Raw genomic sequence first — 14,098 nt, forward strand, 5'->3', positions numbered from 1 at the left:
TCGGCGCAAGATTCCGACCGGCAGACAAGCCTCGGTCGAAGAAGTAGCATTGCCGATGCTACTCGGGAACCTTTTGTCGGCAGGCGCATCCAATCGCGGATGTAACGTTGCCGGGAGATCGGGGCGAGATGAGACAGCCTGCTATTGAAGCCGCCGAAATCGGTGCGGCCAGGGCCGGCGACATGGCATTGGTCAGACGGGCGCTTGCGCGCGATCCGGGTGCGTTCCGCACTATCATCAAGACGCACAACCAGCGGCTCTACCGCATCGCGCGCGGCGTCGTGCGCAACGACGCCGAGGCCGAAGACGTCGTGCAGGAGGCCTATATGCGCGCCTTCGCCAATCTCGGTGCCTTTCGCGGCGAGGCTTCGCTTTCCACCTGGCTGTCACGCATCGTCATCAACGAAGCGCTCGGCCGGCTGCGCAAGCGCAAGCGCGTCGTAGCGATGCCCGAAAACCCGGAGGCGCAGATCATCCGGTTTCCCTTGAACCAAAACGACTTGAATCCAGGTGACGATCCGGAGCGGACGATGGCGCAGCGGCAGATTCTGGGACTTGTCGAACGGGCGACCGACAGCCTTCCCGATGTCTATCGCACCGTCTTCGTAGCCCGTGTCATCGAGGGCCTGAGCATCGAGGAAACCGCCGAGCTTTTGGGTATCCGGCAGGAAACGGTGAAGACGAGGCTGCACCGGGCGCGTGCCCTGGTGCGCAAGGCGCTCGATGACGAGATCGGCCCGGTGCTGCTCGACGCCTTCCCCTTCGCCGGCCGGCGCTGCGATCGGCTGACGCAGGCGGTGATGACAGGGCTCGGATTCGAGCACTGATTTCGGTCTTTTCCCCGGAACATTTCGTTCTCGCCCGCATCCAATGGCAGTCAACACCAGATGAGCCCAGGGCCATGCGCGCCGGGCGAAGGAGATATCATGTTCATGCGACCGACCGCCGCCCTCGCAGCCCTTTTCTTCGTCAGCACCGCGCCGCTGGCGCTAGCCGCCGAAAAGCCCACCGACCCGCAGATCGCCCACATCGCCTATACGGCCGACGCGATCGACATCGAAGCGGCCAAGCTGGCCATCAAGAAGTCCAAGAACAAGGCGGTCGTCGACTTCGCCAAGGACATGGCGCGCGACCATGAAGCGGTGAACAAGCAGGCGCTCGACCTGGTGAAGAAGCTGAAAGTCACGCCCGAGGACAATGACACCAGCAAGGCGCTGGCCAAGGCGGCGGAGGAAGAACGCGCCAAACTGGCGAAGTTGAAAGGGGCTGCCTTCGACAAGGCCTACATCGACAACGAAGTCGCCTATCACAAGCAGGTCAACGGCGCGCTCGAAACCCTACTAATCCCATCGGCCAGCAATGCCGAACTGAAGAGCCTGCTGGAGACTGGTCTCAAGATCTTCCAGGGACATGAGCAGCATGCCGAACATGTCGCCGGCATGCTGAAATGAGGCCGCTGCTTCTTGCCATGGCGCTGACGCTCATCGCTTCGCCGGCGCTTTCGACCACGATCGAGGTGACGATCGACAAGCTGGTCTTCTCGCCGGCAAGCATTCAGGCCAAGGTCGGCGATACGATCGAGTGGACGAACAACGATATTCTCGCCCACACCGCCACGGTCAAAGGCGGCTGGGATGTGATGATCCCGGCAAAGTCGAAGGGCAAGGTCACGCTGAAGGCGGCGGGAGCGGTCGACTATTTCTGCCGCTTCCATCCCAACATGAAGGGCCGTATCGAGGTAGCCCCTTGATCCGACCTACCAATCGAGCGAGGCGCGCCGCGCCTCGCTCGATTTAGTTGTGGTCATGATCCTTGTGCCTGTGCCGGTGCGCGGCCTGCTTTGCCCGGTTGCCACAGGCGGCCATGCTGCACCAGCGGCGTCTGTGACCGCGCGTATGGTCGGCGAAAAGCAACGTGCAGGCGGGACCGGCCGGCGACGCTCCTATCTCGAGCACTGGGCACCGCTGCACAAGATGAGCGTCGAGAATGCGGCGGCGAATTTTCCGAAAGAAGCCGGCATCGCCCGATATGGAGACCCCGAGGAGATCGCCGAACTGATGGCCTTCCTCGTCTCGCCGGCGGCACGCTGGATGACCGGCTCGACGCTGCGCATGGACGGCGGTGAGGTGAAGTCTGTCTGAAGGAGGACAATGCAATGATTGCCTGGGATCGCGTGACGCGCGCGCATATCTTGCGCGCGATAGAGGACTACGACCGGCTGGGGCCTGACCGGTTTTTTCGCCGAGCACGGCTTTGCGCCGACCACGACCTATGAATTGGCCTGGGAAGACCGTCTTTATCCACCAAAGGCGATCCTCGGCACCGCCTATGAGTTCGCCACGGGTGCGCAGCTAGCCTCTGGCGATTTCGAAGGGGCAGGAGTGGTGCGGTGAAGGTGCTCGGCGCGCTGGGATTCAACAGCAAGCCAAAGCAGAGGTAGCGTGGCCGGCGATTGCAGGGCCGATTCCGCAAACGGCCGTAACGCCTTGGCGCGATTGAGAAAGCCGAGGCCGCTGGCGGCATGTCCTACTCAGCTGGCGGCGCAATAATATTCTCCCAGGCTGCGAATATACGGATTGGTTTGGCTTCCAAATCCGTGGTTTCAACGGCATTGCGAGCAACGCAATTCCACCCCAAATCGATCCAGGACCTGCCATGGCGTTCCGCCTCTTTGTTCCGATCCTAGCCGGCGCCACGCTGCGTGAACGGCTGATCGCCTGCATCGGTGCCGTGATCGGCATCGCGCTGACCGGCGTGATCAGCGGGCTTGCGATGGGCAAGGGCGCGGATGTAGCAATGCTGGTGGCGCCGATGGGCGCTTCGGCGGTGTTGCTCTTTGCCGTTCCCTCGAGCCCGTTGGCGCAGCCCTGGTCGATCATCGGCGGCAACACGATCTCGGCGCTGGTCGGCGTGACGGTGGCGCATTTTGTGCACGACACGGTGATCGCCTCTGGCCTTGCGGTGGCGCTGGCAATCGCCGCCATGTCATTCTCGCGCTCATTGCATCCGCCGGGCGGCGCAGCAGCGCTTACCGGCGTACTCGGGGGGCCGGCCGTTGCCGCCGCCGGCTTCCTGTTTCCTTTTGTGCCGGTGGCGCTGAACTCAATCATATTGGTGACGCTCGGTTTTCTGTTCCACAAGCTGTCACGACGCAGCTATCCACACGTGCATCAACCCGCGGGCGGCCACGGCACCGCCGACCGGCCGCCGGCCGAGCGTGTCGGTTTCCGGCCCGAGGACGTCGATGCGGCGCTGTCCGCGCTGGACGAGACTTTCGACATCGACCGCGACGACCTGGAGCGCCTGCTGCGTCAGGTCGAGTTGCAGGCGATGGTGCGCTCGCAGCGCACGCTGCTGTGCAAAGATATCATGTCCCGCGATGTGATCTCGGTGCCGGAAACCGCCTTGGCCGACGAAGCACGCAAACAGCTGATCGATCACAACATTCGCACTCTGCCGGTGGTCGACACGGACGGCAGGCTCACCGGTGCGGTAGGCCTGCGCGAGCTGACGCGAGCGACCGATACGGTGAAAGGGGTGATGTCGAAGGCCGGCACCGCCTTACCCGACACGCCGGCGATGAGCCTGCTGCCTGTGCTGACCGACGGGCGCAGCCATGCCGTGGTGATCGTCGATAGCGAGCGGCGTATACTCGGCCTGATCACCCAGACCGACATGCTGGCGGCAGCCGCGCGCGTACAGGCGCCGGCGCAGCTTAAAGCGGTGGCATAGTGCTGGACCAATCACCTGGCATGCCCCCGCTCGCCGTTCGATCGCGCTACCGCGCCGCTCGTCTTGTCCCGGCCGGCCGGGTGATATGCATCCATGTGCGATCATAGATCGGCTTGCGTCGCTCCATCCAGGCACTCAGGCCTTCGCGCAGATCGGCCGTGGGAGCCATGCGCGCGAATTGCTCTGCCTCGACGAGCAGGCCTTCGGCGATGCTCTGGTTGAGGCCGCGCGCGACAGCGGTGAGGATGCTCGCCACCGCCGCCTGCGAATGGCTGACGATACGCCGCGCGAGGTCGAGCGCGGCCGGCATCAGCTGACCGTGCGGCACGACCTGGTTGACGAGGCCGAGCTCCAGCGCCCGGGCGGGCGAGAACGCATCCCCGGTGAGCAGCAGTTCCAGCGCGCGCTTGCGGCCGGCCAGTCTCGGCAGGCGCTGCGTGCCGCCGAATGTCGGCGGCATGGCGAGTTTTATCTCGGGCTTTGCAAACAGCGCGCGATCGCTGGCGATCGCCAGCGGCACCGCCTCGGTGACTTCGCAGCCGCCGCCAAAGGCGAGGCCGTTGACGGCGGCGATCACCGGCTTGCGGAAGGCTTCCAGCCGGGCCGTCAGGCGCTGGCCACGTGCCACGAAATCGCGCAGCGCGACATCGGCGCCTTCGGCCACGCTCAACGAGAATTCGTGGATATCGGCGCCGGCGGAGAAGGCGCGCTCCCCTGACCCAGTGAGGATCACGGCGCGCACGCTATCGTCCGTCTCAATCAGGTCGAGAAGCGAAAGCAGCCGGTCGATCAGCGCGTAATTCAGCGCGTTCAGCTTGTCGGGACGGTTGAGGGTGAGGATGACGACGTCGTCGCGCGTCTCGCTCAGCACAAGGTCGGTCATGACTTTTCCTTTCCGGCGGGATAGGAGCAGGCTTTCGATTGCTTGTATATTCACTAGTCGGTATACTACGAACATGAGCGAAAAGGCCAATCCCACCCGAAAGCGCCTCGTCGATGCGGCGACCAAGCTGTTCTATGCCGAAGGCATCGGCCGCGTCAGTGTCGATGCGGTGGCCGAAAAAGCGGGGCTCACCAAGCGCACGCTCTACTATCACTTCAAGAGCAAGGACGACCTGATCGCGGCCTATCTCGACGGCCGCGACCAGCCCAATCTCGAGCAGATGGCCGGCTGGTTCGAGGCGGCGGAGGGCGGCGCGGATAAAAAGGTGGAAGCAATCTTCACCAACCTGGCGCGGGTGGCGCGCCACCCCAAATGGAAGGGCTGCGGCTTCCTGCGCACGGCGGCAGAGTTGGCCGCGACGCCGGGGCATCCGGCGGTGAAGGCTGGAGCGCGCCACAAGACCAATTTCGAAAAATGGCTGGCAAGCGCGCTTTCAAGCTACGATGTCGCCGAGGCGAAAATGCTGGCGCGCGAGATCGTGCTTCTGATGGACGGCGCCTTTTCCAGCATGCTGATCCATCACAACCCCGACTACGTCGCCGCCGCCGGCCACGCCGCCGCGACGCTGATACGGGCAAGGATGACGGGCAAAGGCTAAGCCGGACCGTAGCGCTCCCAGCGCACCGAATAGAGCGGTCCGAAGGGACCGCATCCTCAGGACCAGGCCAGCCAGGCCGTACCGACCAGAAGCGTCACCAGCGTCAGCGGCAGGCCCACCTTGAAGAAGGCGGAGAAGGAAAGCTCCTTGCCGGCCGCCTTTGCCTGCTCGGCGACAATCAGATTGGCGACCGAGCCGAGCAGCGTGAAATTACCGGCAAGCGTCGAGCTCATTGCCACAACAAGCCAGGCGCGCTCCGGGTTTTCCAACCCAGGGATGAAGGGCCGGAGCGCCAGCACCGCCGGCACATTGCTCATGATGTTTGAAAGCACCGCGGTGAAGCCAGAGAGCCGCCAGACATCGTCGAGGCCGATGTTCTTCGCCCAAACGATCATATCGGGCGTGAGCAGCGTGCGCTCGGCGCCGGCCACCACCACGAACAGGCCGGCGAACATGAAGAGCAGGGGCCCGTCGATCTCGCGGTAGATGCGCCGCGGCTTGATAGCCCGGGTGACCAGCAGGAAGGCGCCGGCAATCAGTGCTGCCTTGGCGACGGGAACGCCGGCAAAGAAGGCGAGCGCCAGCAACACGCAGACGATGGTGGCCTTCAACACCTGCCCGGGCAGCATGCGGCCGCGATAGACTTCTGGGCTGAGTTCGGCGGGGCGGGAGAATTCGGTGCGGTAGACGATGCGCACGATGACGATGACGCAGAGCAGGCCGAACAGCGCCACCGGCGCGAGCGCCAGCGTGAAAGCCGGATAGGAAATGCCGGACAGCGCGCCGATCACCATGTTCTGCGGATTGCCGGTGATGGTGGCGACGCTGCCGCAGTTCGAGGCCGTGCAGGTGGCGATGAGGTAAGGCACCGGGTTGCGGTTGATGACCCGTGTGACGTGGACGACGATCGGCGCCATCACCAGGCAGATCGCGTCATTGACCAGGAAGGCCGAGAGCAAGCCGGTCAACAGCGTCACCATCACCAAAAGCATGAACGGTGCATGGGCATGCTCGATGGCAAAGCCGCCGAGCGCCCGAAACGCGCCGGAGACCTTCAGATGCGCCACGACGATCATCATGCCGAGCAGCAACGTGATGGTGTCGAAATTGATGGCCTTGTAGGCATCATCGATGCCGATCGCGCCGATGGCGATCATGGCGGCGCCGCCCAGCAGCGCAATGCCGGCGCGGTCGAGGCGCAGGCCCGGGATACGGCCGACGGCGACGCCAGCATAGGTGAGCACGAGGATGAAAAGCGCGCCGGCGCCAGTCCAAGTCATTGCAAGAAGGTTCCCGTTGCCTGCCCGGCCCCCGCCAGAATCCGTCGACGCATCGGGCGGCACCACATTTAACAAGGCCAGCGCAAAGGGAAAGCGCGCAAGCGCATGAAAGCCTTGTCTCGCTTTCATGTCTTTCACGTTCATAAACCCTAATGTAAAGAATAGTGAATTAACATATGTGACCGATATCCAGGCGTTGGGGACTAAACGGATGAATACGGTCGTTGAAGCGGAACATCGCGTCCCGCCACGGGAGGAATTGATGCGTCCGCAGGAATGCTCCCGTTGTCATGGGGCCAAGAAAGTTTTCGTTTGCGCGCGCTGGCTGAGCTCAAATGGCCATTGCTGCCCAGGAGGCACGCATCGGCTGAGTTGTCCTGGACACAGCATTGTCTGCCTCGAATGCAGCGGACGCCAGAGCTAACGAGATCCGTGGAGGAGTGCCGGTCGACCGCCAAACGCAGCCGCGGCGGAATCTCCTTTTGGCATCGGCTGAGCGCGCTGTCGTTAAAGTTTGACGTAGCCAGACCTGGCTAACTTGCTGCATTCATTGCCTGATGGACTTGGCTATTGCCTTGCGCTTTGCCGCCGCCTACGACTTGGCGAATTTCATGATTTCCTCAGGGCTGACAAAGCAATGATCGTCCGACTGCGACGCGCCCTGCGATGGCAAGCGCTTCCGCTCTTTGCCGGCTTTGCCACTGTCGCACTGATCATTGGCGCACGCGCCATCCTCGCCGAAGCGCAGATCGCGGATCGCGACGCCAGCCGCGAAGCGTTCGAAGCCCAGCAGTTGCTGTCGGGCCTGCTATCGCTCGCCCAGGACGCCGAGACCGGCCAGCGCGGCTATCTGCTGACAGGCGAGAAGAATTACCTGCTGCCATATCAGCATGCGGTCGATGCGCTGCCGGCGCTGCTCAGGCGCATCGACGAGATGTTTCCGGCCGGCAGCGACAGGGCGCAGCAGGCCGTCGGCATCAAGGATGCGATTACCCGCAAGCAGGCCGAACTCGCGGAGACGATCAGGCTCTACGACACGGGCAACACGGCCAAGGCCCTGGACATCGTGCGCGGCGGCCGAGGCAAGCTGGATATGGACCAGATCCGCGCCAATATCGACGCGATCCGGCGCATCGACGGCGCGAGCCTCGCTTCCCGCGCGGAGCGCATGGAGCAAATCGAAGGCTGGTTGCGCGCCGGCTCGTTCGCCGCGCTGCTGGGCATCTTCCTGCTCGGCATCTACACGATCCGCCAATCCAGCCGCCGCTTCCACGAGGTGGCTACGGCGCAAGACGCCTTGAGCGCGAAGAACGCTGCGCTGCTCAACGAGATCGAGACGCGTGAAAAGGCGGAGTCGCAACTTCGCCAGGTGCAGAAGATGGAAGCGGTTGGCCAGCTCACGGGCGGCATCGCGCATGATTTCAACAATATGCTGGCCGTTATCACCAGCGCCATGAACATCGCGCAGCGCAAGCTAGCCCGCGGCGAACATGACGTGCAGAGCTTCGTCGAGGCGGCCGCCGACGCCGCGGCGCGCGCCGCCAATCTCACGGCCAGGCTGCTTGCCTTTTCCAGGCAGCAGCCACTGGCGCCACAGATCGTCGACGCCAATCGCCTCGTCGCCGGCATGTCGGACCTTTTGCGCCGCGCGCTCGGCCATGCGGTCGAGATCGAAACGGTGCTGGCGGGCGGACTCTGGAAAACGCATGCCGACCCGAGCCAGGTCGAGAACGCGATCATCAACCTGGCGGTCAACGCGCGCGACGCGATGGACGAAAAGGGCAAGCTCACCATCGAGACGGCCAATTGCTATCTCGATGAAGCCTATGCGGTGGCGCATCCGGAGGTGAAGGCTGGCCAGTATGTCATGATCGCGGTGACCGACACCGGCGCTGGCATGTCACCCGACATCGTGGCCAAGGCTTTCGAGCCGTTCTTCACCACCAAGCCTGCAACCAAGGGAACGGGGCTCGGGCTCAGCCAAGTGTTCGGCTTCGTCAAGCAATCGGGCGGACACGTCAAAATCTATTCGGAGCCCGGCGAAGGCACGACGATCAAGATCTATCTTCCACGTTTCACAGGCCCGGAAGAGGCGGCAACGCCGCCAAAAGCAAGTGGCAGGAGCGATGTCCCGGCCACCGAAACCGTGCTGCTCGTCGAGGATGACGCCCGCGTGCGCTTTTCGACGGCCGCTACGCTGCTGGAGCTCGGATACACGGTCGTCGAGGCCGCCAGCGGTGAGGAGGCGCTGCGCAAGCTCGCCGAGAATGCGGCCATCGCACTGATGCTGACGGATATCGTTATGCCGGGCATGAACGGCCGTCAGTTGGCCGAACAGGCACGCGGGCGTTCCCAATCGCTGAAAGTGGTGTTCATGACCGGCTTCACCCGCAACGCGGTCGTGCACAATGGCGTGCTCGACCACGATGTGCACTTCATCGCCAAGCCGTTCACGCTGGAACAACTGGCGGCGAAGCTGAGGGATGCGCTGGCTTGATTGCTGGGCGGCTATCAGATCCGTCCGAGCACAACCAGAATGATGACAATGACAAGAACCAGCCCCAGACCACCGCCGCCATAGTAGCCCGTGCCGTAGAACGGCCCGCCGCCCAAGCCACTGAAGCCGCCCAGCAGGGCAAGGATAAGAATGATTATAAGAATTGTGCCGAGACCCATGGACTTTTCCTCTTTCTGAAGCGCGAACCCAGCGCCGTTATGACCAAGTCAACTCGCAAGCGGCACGCATGTTCCGCTCACCTCCGGGCCGATGCTATTCAGGACTGGCCGAGTGAGCCGACACCATTGGCTGCCCGGGGTTGGCCTCAAGTTTGATGGGAACCAAAAACATAAGCGCGATGGCGATCGCGATCGAGGCGATAATGGTAGCGGTGCTGAATACGTCTTTCACGTTCCCATCCTTTAATATTCAAAAGATGCTGAACAACGTCTTCGCCAAGTCTCCTGTTCCACTTGACCTTCGTGGAACCATTCTCCCGTCCGCAACGTTTGAGGCAGCCCGATCTGGGCAACCTTGGGATAAAACGGAGGCAGGCATATGGGCGCATCGGTTCTTATCGGCATATTGATCACCTTCCTGGTGGTGATCCTGGTGCTCTACCTCGTGCAACGCCTGCCGCTCGATGCCCGCGCGCGGCAGATCGCGCAGATCATCGTCATCATCATCGGCATCATTTCGCTGCTCAAATATCTTGCGGTGTTCTAGCCGCGATCCATATTCGGCACCCGGAAACGTCAAAAACCTGGTGTCCCATGAGACCCTCGTCGATCGCACTTACCGCAGGCAAGATATTGTTGGGCGGCACAATGTTGTGCGCCGCGAGCGCTGCCTATGCCCGGCCAGATACGCGCGTCATGACTTGCGCGCAGACGCAGGCGCTGATCAAAAGCGACCATGCCGTGGTCTTGACCACGGGTCCAGACACCTATGACCGGTTCGTCCGGCAATTCGGCAATGAGTGCGACTGGCCGGAAGTGCCTGTCTCGACGACGGTTCCGACCAAAGGCGGCGAGTGCCGCGTCTATCGGTGCGAGGAGCCGATCAACTTTCCCAACTGACCGATGCTTCTTGCGCGCCGGCGCGGAACCATTGCAACCTCCTGCGGGTTTTAGCAGCCAGCAGCGGGACTTGCCGGGCGCGAGAGAGACGCGGCTCCGTGCACAACCGCAGGAGGAACGGCAATGCCTGAAATCGCGCGCAGCGGCAGTTGCCTGTGTGGCGGCGTGCAGTTCCGCGTCACTGGCGAGCCGCTCCGGGTCGGCCTCTGTCACTGCAAGGACTGCCGCAAGACAAGCGGATCGGCCTTCCATGCGTACGCCGTATGGCCGCTAAGAGCGTTCGAAACCACCGGCATCACCAGCAACTATGGCGCTCGGAGTTTTTGCCCCACATGCGGAAGCCGCGTTCCTTTCGTCGGCGATAATGAGGCCGAGGTCACGATCGGCAGCCTGGACATTGCTCCGACTGAAGGGCTGATGCCGAGCTACGAGTTGTGGATCGGACGCCGCGAGCCCTGGCTGCAAGCCCTCCCCGCGGCGCAACAGTTTGAGCATGACCGGATCGCCGATGATTCGGCGGCAGGCGCTGAAGCCGGCCCGGAGCCACTGCAAAGGTCGGCCTAGGTTGAGTTCTTGGCGGACTTTAGTCAGAACGATAATCTTCGGTCCACCGGTGCCTCCGGCACGCCCGGAAAAACGCCCGGCCGTGGGCCGATATGCTCGGGCTTTCCTGGAAGTTTCAACCACCGGTCGGTGCCGGCCAAGGCAGACGTTAGCGTTGTGGGATGCGGCGAAGAGGCCGTAAGCCGGCCTGGTTCCAGACAGCAGCACGCAAAGAATTTTATCCGTTTTACAAAATATAAGAATTTTCAGCCATGCTTCTTGCGGAAATACACCTCCCGGGATTGTTTTGCCTGCTTGCCCGCTGCGCCTACCATGTGGAATACCAAGCTGCAGTTGCAATACCGAAGTGAAAATTCTTTCGGCTCAAGAAATTTTCTCTTTGCCCTCTTTCTGGTTATATCAAATATGACATCCCGAAATGCCATTGGCAGCAAGCCTTATGACTTCCGGCCTTGTACAAAAGGCCATCTTTGTTTCTTTCATTTTTTGCTACATAGTGCTGCCGAATCTTGAAACCGGACGGGGCGGTTTTCATGACATCGGCGCCTGAACACGGCCGCAACATGCATATGCGGTATCCACCGATCGACGGGTTCTGGACCTGGGACATCAAGCGCGACCGTGTCTATGGCGATGCCAATCTTTCAGATTATTTCGGTCTGACACTCGATGAGTTCTCCCACGGCACCTCGTTTGAACGATGCATGCAAAGCATCGATAAGGACGACCGCTCAAGGGTTCGGCTGGCTATCCGCAAGGCCGTGGAGCACAGGGCCGGCTTCAGGGAGGTCTATAGGGTCCATTCCGAAAAGATGGGATTGCGCAAGATCCTGGCCGTCGGCCAATGTTGCGTTGACGGGGCGGGCGAGGCAGCGCTCTATCCCGGCTGGTTCGTCGATTTGACGAACGAGGCCGCGTGCGAAGAGCGGGCGCTGCGCGAGATCCGCAACCATGTCGGGCAAGCCAAGGACCTAGCGCGATCGATCGGACACGACCTGATGTCCTATCTCCTGGACAATGTCGAGGAAGAGGTCGAGCAGCGGCTTGGCGCAAGGCTGGGGAGGCGAAGATCGTCTTGAAGCGGCTTTCGCCGATTGTTTGCGGATCAGCTTCGCTTGCCGCGCCTGCCGACTTCAGCCGCGACCATACGCGCGAAATGCGACTGGGGCGATCGGCGCTCGATGAGCTTGGCCCGTTCCAGGGCCGCATCGCCGTAAAATTCGATCAGCACGCCGGCGGCCTTGGCGGCGTCGGCCCTCAACCGGCCGAAATCCGCCTGCCCGCTCTCGCTCAAGGGCTCGCTCCTGGCAATCACGTCAAGCATGGCTTGCAACTTGTCAGGAGTGCTGCCCTCGTCTTCGTGCATGGTCGCCATCCGATTGGGCGCGTAAAATATCGACATTTCCGCGCAATGTCCAACAGGTTCGTTGATCGGGCATCAGTGCAACCGAGTACAGCTTCACCGCGAGCGTGGTGACAATGTTCGTACAAGCATAGTGAGCCAAACTTACCGCACAGACATTTGGGGGCATCCATGGACCAGCCTAGCAAAATGGAAAACCTGCAGTTTGCGCAGGGGATCTTGCGAGAACTTCGCCAGAAGGCGGAGGCCGATGGCGAGAAGCTTCTGACCTATCTGATCGACATGGCCTATCTCGAAGCCAGCGACCGCATCCGCGCCCACTGGATCGGCAGCCACGAACACGAAGGCCACCGCGCCAAGGGCTGAGGTTGCCCGCCCGGGACGGAGGCCGGAACGCAAAAAGCCCGCCATGCCTTCCGGCACGGCGGGCGGATCAAAGCGCGTAAAGGCCTGTATGAAACAGCCTGGCCTCTGACTATGACGCGGCCGCCTGTTGGCGGACCGGAAGCTTCCAGCCCGGGCGCGCGAAATGGCAGGTGTAGCCGTTGGGGTAGCGCTCGAGATAGTCCTGATGCTCGGGCTCTGCTTCCCAGAAAGGCCCGACCGGGGCGAGTTCGGTGACGACCTTGCCAGGCCACAGGCCGGACGCGTCGACGTCGGCTATCGTGTCCTCGGCGATCCGCTTCTGTTCATCGCTGGTGTAGAAAATCGCCGAGCGGTAGCTCGCGCCGATATCGTTGCCCTGACGGTTCCTTGTCGTCGGATCGTGGATCTGGAAGAAGAATTCGAGCAATGTGCGGAAGCTTGTCCTGGCCGGATCGAAGTTGATCTCGATCGCCTCGGCGTGGGTGCCGTGGTTGCGGTAGGTGGCGTTCGGTACATCGCCGCCGCTGTAGCCCACTCGCGTCGAGATCACGCCGGGCAGGCGCCGGATCAGATCCTGCATGCCCCAGAAGCAGCCGCCCGCAAGGACCGCGCGTTCGGTGGAAGAAGCCATGTCACACCTCCTTTGGATTGCTCCATAGATAGGGGTTGCGGCCGGGTTCTTCCAGCGGTTCGAGCGGCCAATCGCTGACACCGGCATCGAAGTATCCGGCGTGGACGGTCTGCCCCTGTCTGTTTCAAAAATATATGCTTGCACGGCTTCGACGCCGTCGCGATCACGAATCCGGCGTTTGCCTGAATCTCCGCACCACCACCTCGAAGACGATATCCGAAAACTGCCCGAGACTGTTTTGATTGGCATCGGCACTTTCCGAAAAATCCTTAGGCAGCATCGTCAGCACGACCTTCAGATACTGCTCCGGTTTTTCGGCCCGCACCGCGGCGATGACGCCGGCGCCATGGGCGCGGAAGTCGGCGCGAAGGGCTGCCGCGAAATCGTCGACGAGCATTTTTCGCGGGCGCTTCGGGCGAGTGGCCAGAGCGGCCCCGGCTTGGGGGCTCTTCGGCTTTCGGCTTGCCCGCTTCGCGCCTGCGCGGTACCTGCTTTCGTCAGCCATGGGTGGCCGCTTGCGATGGCGCGGCCTTTGCCGCCTTGACCTTGCGGACCTTGCGCGCTGGTTTCCTGCGTGGCCTGGCGCTGGCCTGCTTGGCGGTCCGGGCATCGGCGGCCGGCGCGGCCATTGCTTTCAGCTTCGCCGTCACCGAGCGGACGGAGGACGGGCCGAGGTCCTGGCGCGGAAAACCGAAACCGGCGACGGCCTCATCAGGGCCACCGCGAACCATGCCGATGCGCACGCCTGGCGCGACCTGCTCGACGCGGCCTGGGCTGCGCGGCAGGCTCGACCCCTCGAATTCGCCGATGGCGCTGACGATCTCGGCGCCGTCATCGGCGGTGACGATGGTGGCATAGCGTGGCATCTGGGCCTCAGGCAAAAATGTTGAAAGCGCCGCAGGACAGAGAGGGCGCCCGCCAGCGCTTCGAAGGAATGGATGGCGCGAAAAACAAAAAACCCGCCGGGCTGAACTGACCCCCGAAAGTTGGACACAACCTTCGGGGGTTTTGCATGTCCAAATACAGTGCGCGCTTCAAGCGGTCA

General features: G+C 62.4%; 19 protein-coding genes and 2 pseudogenes. 12 read left to right on the plus strand and 9 right to left on the minus strand.

Annotated elements, in window-relative coordinates:
- Positions 1–128: 128 nt before the first annotated feature.
- From FJ417_RS28630 to FJ417_RS28640, 3 genes are all read left to right on the plus strand, one after another.
- Positions 129–827, plus strand: coding sequence for an RNA polymerase sigma factor (locus FJ417_RS28630; protein ID WP_140785759.1), 699 nt, complete (start codon positions 129–131; stop codon positions 825–827).
- 99 nt (positions 828–926) lie between these two features.
- Positions 927–1,451, plus strand: a complete 525-nt coding sequence (locus tag FJ417_RS28635) for a DUF4142 domain-containing protein (RefSeq protein ID WP_140640992.1) — start codon at positions 927–929, stop codon at positions 1,449–1,451.
- Complete coding sequence (locus FJ417_RS28640; RefSeq protein WP_140640990.1) at positions 1,448–1,750, plus strand: cupredoxin family copper-binding protein; 303 nt, start codon at positions 1,448–1,450, stop codon at positions 1,748–1,750. The genes FJ417_RS28635 and FJ417_RS28640 overlap by 4 nt, the downstream gene beginning before the upstream one ends.
- A 43-nt stretch (positions 1,751–1,793) precedes the next feature.
- Here FJ417_RS28640 and FJ417_RS28645 read toward each other — a convergent pair.
- Positions 1,794–1,928, minus strand: a pseudogene (locus FJ417_RS28645) (CGNR zinc finger domain-containing protein); the annotation flags it as partial.
- Here FJ417_RS28645 and FJ417_RS28650 point away from each other — a divergent pair.
- A pseudogene (locus FJ417_RS28650) lies at positions 1,926–2,141 on the plus strand (SDR family oxidoreductase); the annotation flags it as partial. The pseudogenes FJ417_RS28645 and FJ417_RS28650 sit on opposite strands and share 3 nt — an antisense overlap.
- Before the next feature lie 514 nt (positions 2,142–2,655).
- Entirely contained in the window at positions 2,656–3,732 is a 1,077-nt protein-coding gene (locus FJ417_RS28660) for an HPP family protein (protein WP_140640986.1), read from the plus strand.
- 46 nt (positions 3,733–3,778) lie between these two features.
- On the opposite strand, the gene FJ417_RS28665 is transcribed toward FJ417_RS28660, so the two are convergent.
- Entirely contained in the window at positions 3,779–4,615 is an 837-nt protein-coding gene (locus FJ417_RS28665) for a crotonase/enoyl-CoA hydratase family protein (protein ID WP_140785760.1), read from the minus strand.
- A 73-nt stretch (positions 4,616–4,688) separates the two neighbouring features.
- Between FJ417_RS28665 and FJ417_RS28670 the strand changes: the two genes are divergently transcribed.
- Entirely contained in the window at positions 4,689–5,273 is a 585-nt protein-coding gene (locus FJ417_RS28670; RefSeq protein ID WP_140785761.1) for a TetR/AcrR family transcriptional regulator, read from the plus strand.
- A 56-nt stretch (positions 5,274–5,329) separates the two neighbouring features.
- Here FJ417_RS28670 and FJ417_RS28675 read toward each other — a convergent pair whose 3' ends face one another.
- Positions 5,330–6,553, minus strand: a complete 1,224-nt coding sequence (locus tag FJ417_RS28675) for an anion transporter (RefSeq protein ID WP_140785762.1) — start codon at positions 6,551–6,553, stop codon at positions 5,330–5,332.
- Between the two features lie 637 nt (positions 6,554–7,190).
- On the opposite strand from FJ417_RS28675, the gene FJ417_RS28680 reads away from it, so the two are divergent.
- Positions 7,191–9,050 carry a CHASE3 domain-containing protein gene (locus FJ417_RS28680; protein WP_246687576.1) on the plus strand — a complete coding sequence of 620 codons (1,860 nt, stop codon included), beginning with the start codon at positions 7,191–7,193 and terminating at the stop codon, positions 9,048–9,050.
- Between the two features lie 14 nt (positions 9,051–9,064).
- Here the strand turns inward: FJ417_RS28680 and FJ417_RS28685 are convergent, their stop codons facing one another.
- On the minus strand, positions 9,065–9,229 hold the full coding sequence (locus tag FJ417_RS28685) for a DUF3309 family protein (RefSeq protein ID WP_082048942.1): 165 nt from the start codon (positions 9,227–9,229) through the stop codon (positions 9,065–9,067).
- Between the two features lie 94 nt (positions 9,230–9,323).
- Complete coding sequence (locus FJ417_RS33280) at positions 9,324–9,461, minus strand: hypothetical protein (protein WP_181182584.1); 138 nt, start codon at positions 9,459–9,461, stop codon at positions 9,324–9,326.
- 147 nt (positions 9,462–9,608) lie between these two features.
- Here FJ417_RS33280 and FJ417_RS28690 point away from each other — a divergent pair, with 147 nt between their 5' ends.
- The 4 genes from FJ417_RS28690 (at position 9,609) to FJ417_RS28705 (ending at position 11,772) form a co-directional block, all read left to right on the plus strand.
- Positions 9,609–9,776 (plus strand): Thivi_2564 family membrane protein, encoded by a 168-nt coding sequence (locus FJ417_RS28690; RefSeq protein WP_095819989.1) that lies wholly within the window; start codon positions 9,609–9,611, stop codon positions 9,774–9,776.
- A gap of 101 nt (positions 9,777–9,877) precedes the next feature.
- Positions 9,878–10,129 (plus strand): hypothetical protein, encoded by a 252-nt coding sequence (locus FJ417_RS28695; protein WP_140785769.1) that lies wholly within the window; start codon positions 9,878–9,880, stop codon positions 10,127–10,129.
- A gap of 123 nt (positions 10,130–10,252) precedes the next feature.
- Positions 10,253–10,693, plus strand: coding sequence for a GFA family protein (locus FJ417_RS28700; protein WP_140785763.1), 441 nt, complete (start codon positions 10,253–10,255; stop codon positions 10,691–10,693).
- A 533-nt stretch (positions 10,694–11,226) separates the two neighbouring features.
- The gene (locus FJ417_RS28705; RefSeq protein ID WP_140785764.1) at positions 11,227–11,772 is read left to right on the plus strand and encodes a hypothetical protein; all 546 of its coding nucleotides are present in this window, start codon (positions 11,227–11,229) and stop codon (positions 11,770–11,772) included.
- Positions 11,773–11,798: 26 nt separating this feature from the next.
- Here FJ417_RS28705 and FJ417_RS28710 read toward each other — a convergent pair whose 3' ends face one another.
- Complete coding sequence (locus FJ417_RS28710; RefSeq protein ID WP_140640973.1) at positions 11,799–12,059, minus strand: hypothetical protein; 261 nt, start codon at positions 12,057–12,059, stop codon at positions 11,799–11,801.
- A gap of 168 nt (positions 12,060–12,227) precedes the next feature.
- Here FJ417_RS28710 and FJ417_RS28715 point away from each other — a divergent pair, with 168 nt between their 5' ends.
- Positions 12,228–12,422 carry a hypothetical protein gene (locus FJ417_RS28715; protein ID WP_140659348.1) on the plus strand — a complete coding sequence of 65 codons (195 nt, stop codon included), beginning with the start codon at positions 12,228–12,230 and terminating at the stop codon, positions 12,420–12,422.
- A gap of 109 nt (positions 12,423–12,531) precedes the next feature.
- On the opposite strand, the gene msrA is transcribed toward FJ417_RS28715, so the two are convergent.
- The 3 genes from msrA to FJ417_RS28730 form a co-directional block, all read right to left on the minus strand.
- Positions 12,532–13,053, minus strand: a complete 522-nt coding sequence (msrA, locus tag FJ417_RS28720) for a peptide-methionine (S)-S-oxide reductase MsrA (RefSeq protein ID WP_140659349.1) — start codon at positions 13,051–13,053, stop codon at positions 12,532–12,534.
- A gap of 163 nt (positions 13,054–13,216) precedes the next feature.
- On the minus strand, positions 13,217–13,450 hold the full coding sequence (locus FJ417_RS33285; RefSeq protein WP_181183325.1) for a hypothetical protein: 234 nt from the start codon (positions 13,448–13,450) through the stop codon (positions 13,217–13,219).
- Between the two features lie 100 nt (positions 13,451–13,550).
- The gene (locus tag FJ417_RS28730; RefSeq protein ID WP_140785766.1) at positions 13,551–13,919 is read right to left on the minus strand and encodes a hypothetical protein; all 369 of its coding nucleotides are present in this window, start codon (positions 13,917–13,919) and stop codon (positions 13,551–13,553) included.
- Positions 13,920–14,098: the final 179 nt, after the last annotated feature.

This window comes from Mesorhizobium sp. B3-1-7, from assembly GCF_006439385.1.
Taxonomy (GTDB): Bacteria; Pseudomonadota; Alphaproteobacteria; order Rhizobiales; family Rhizobiaceae; genus Mesorhizobium.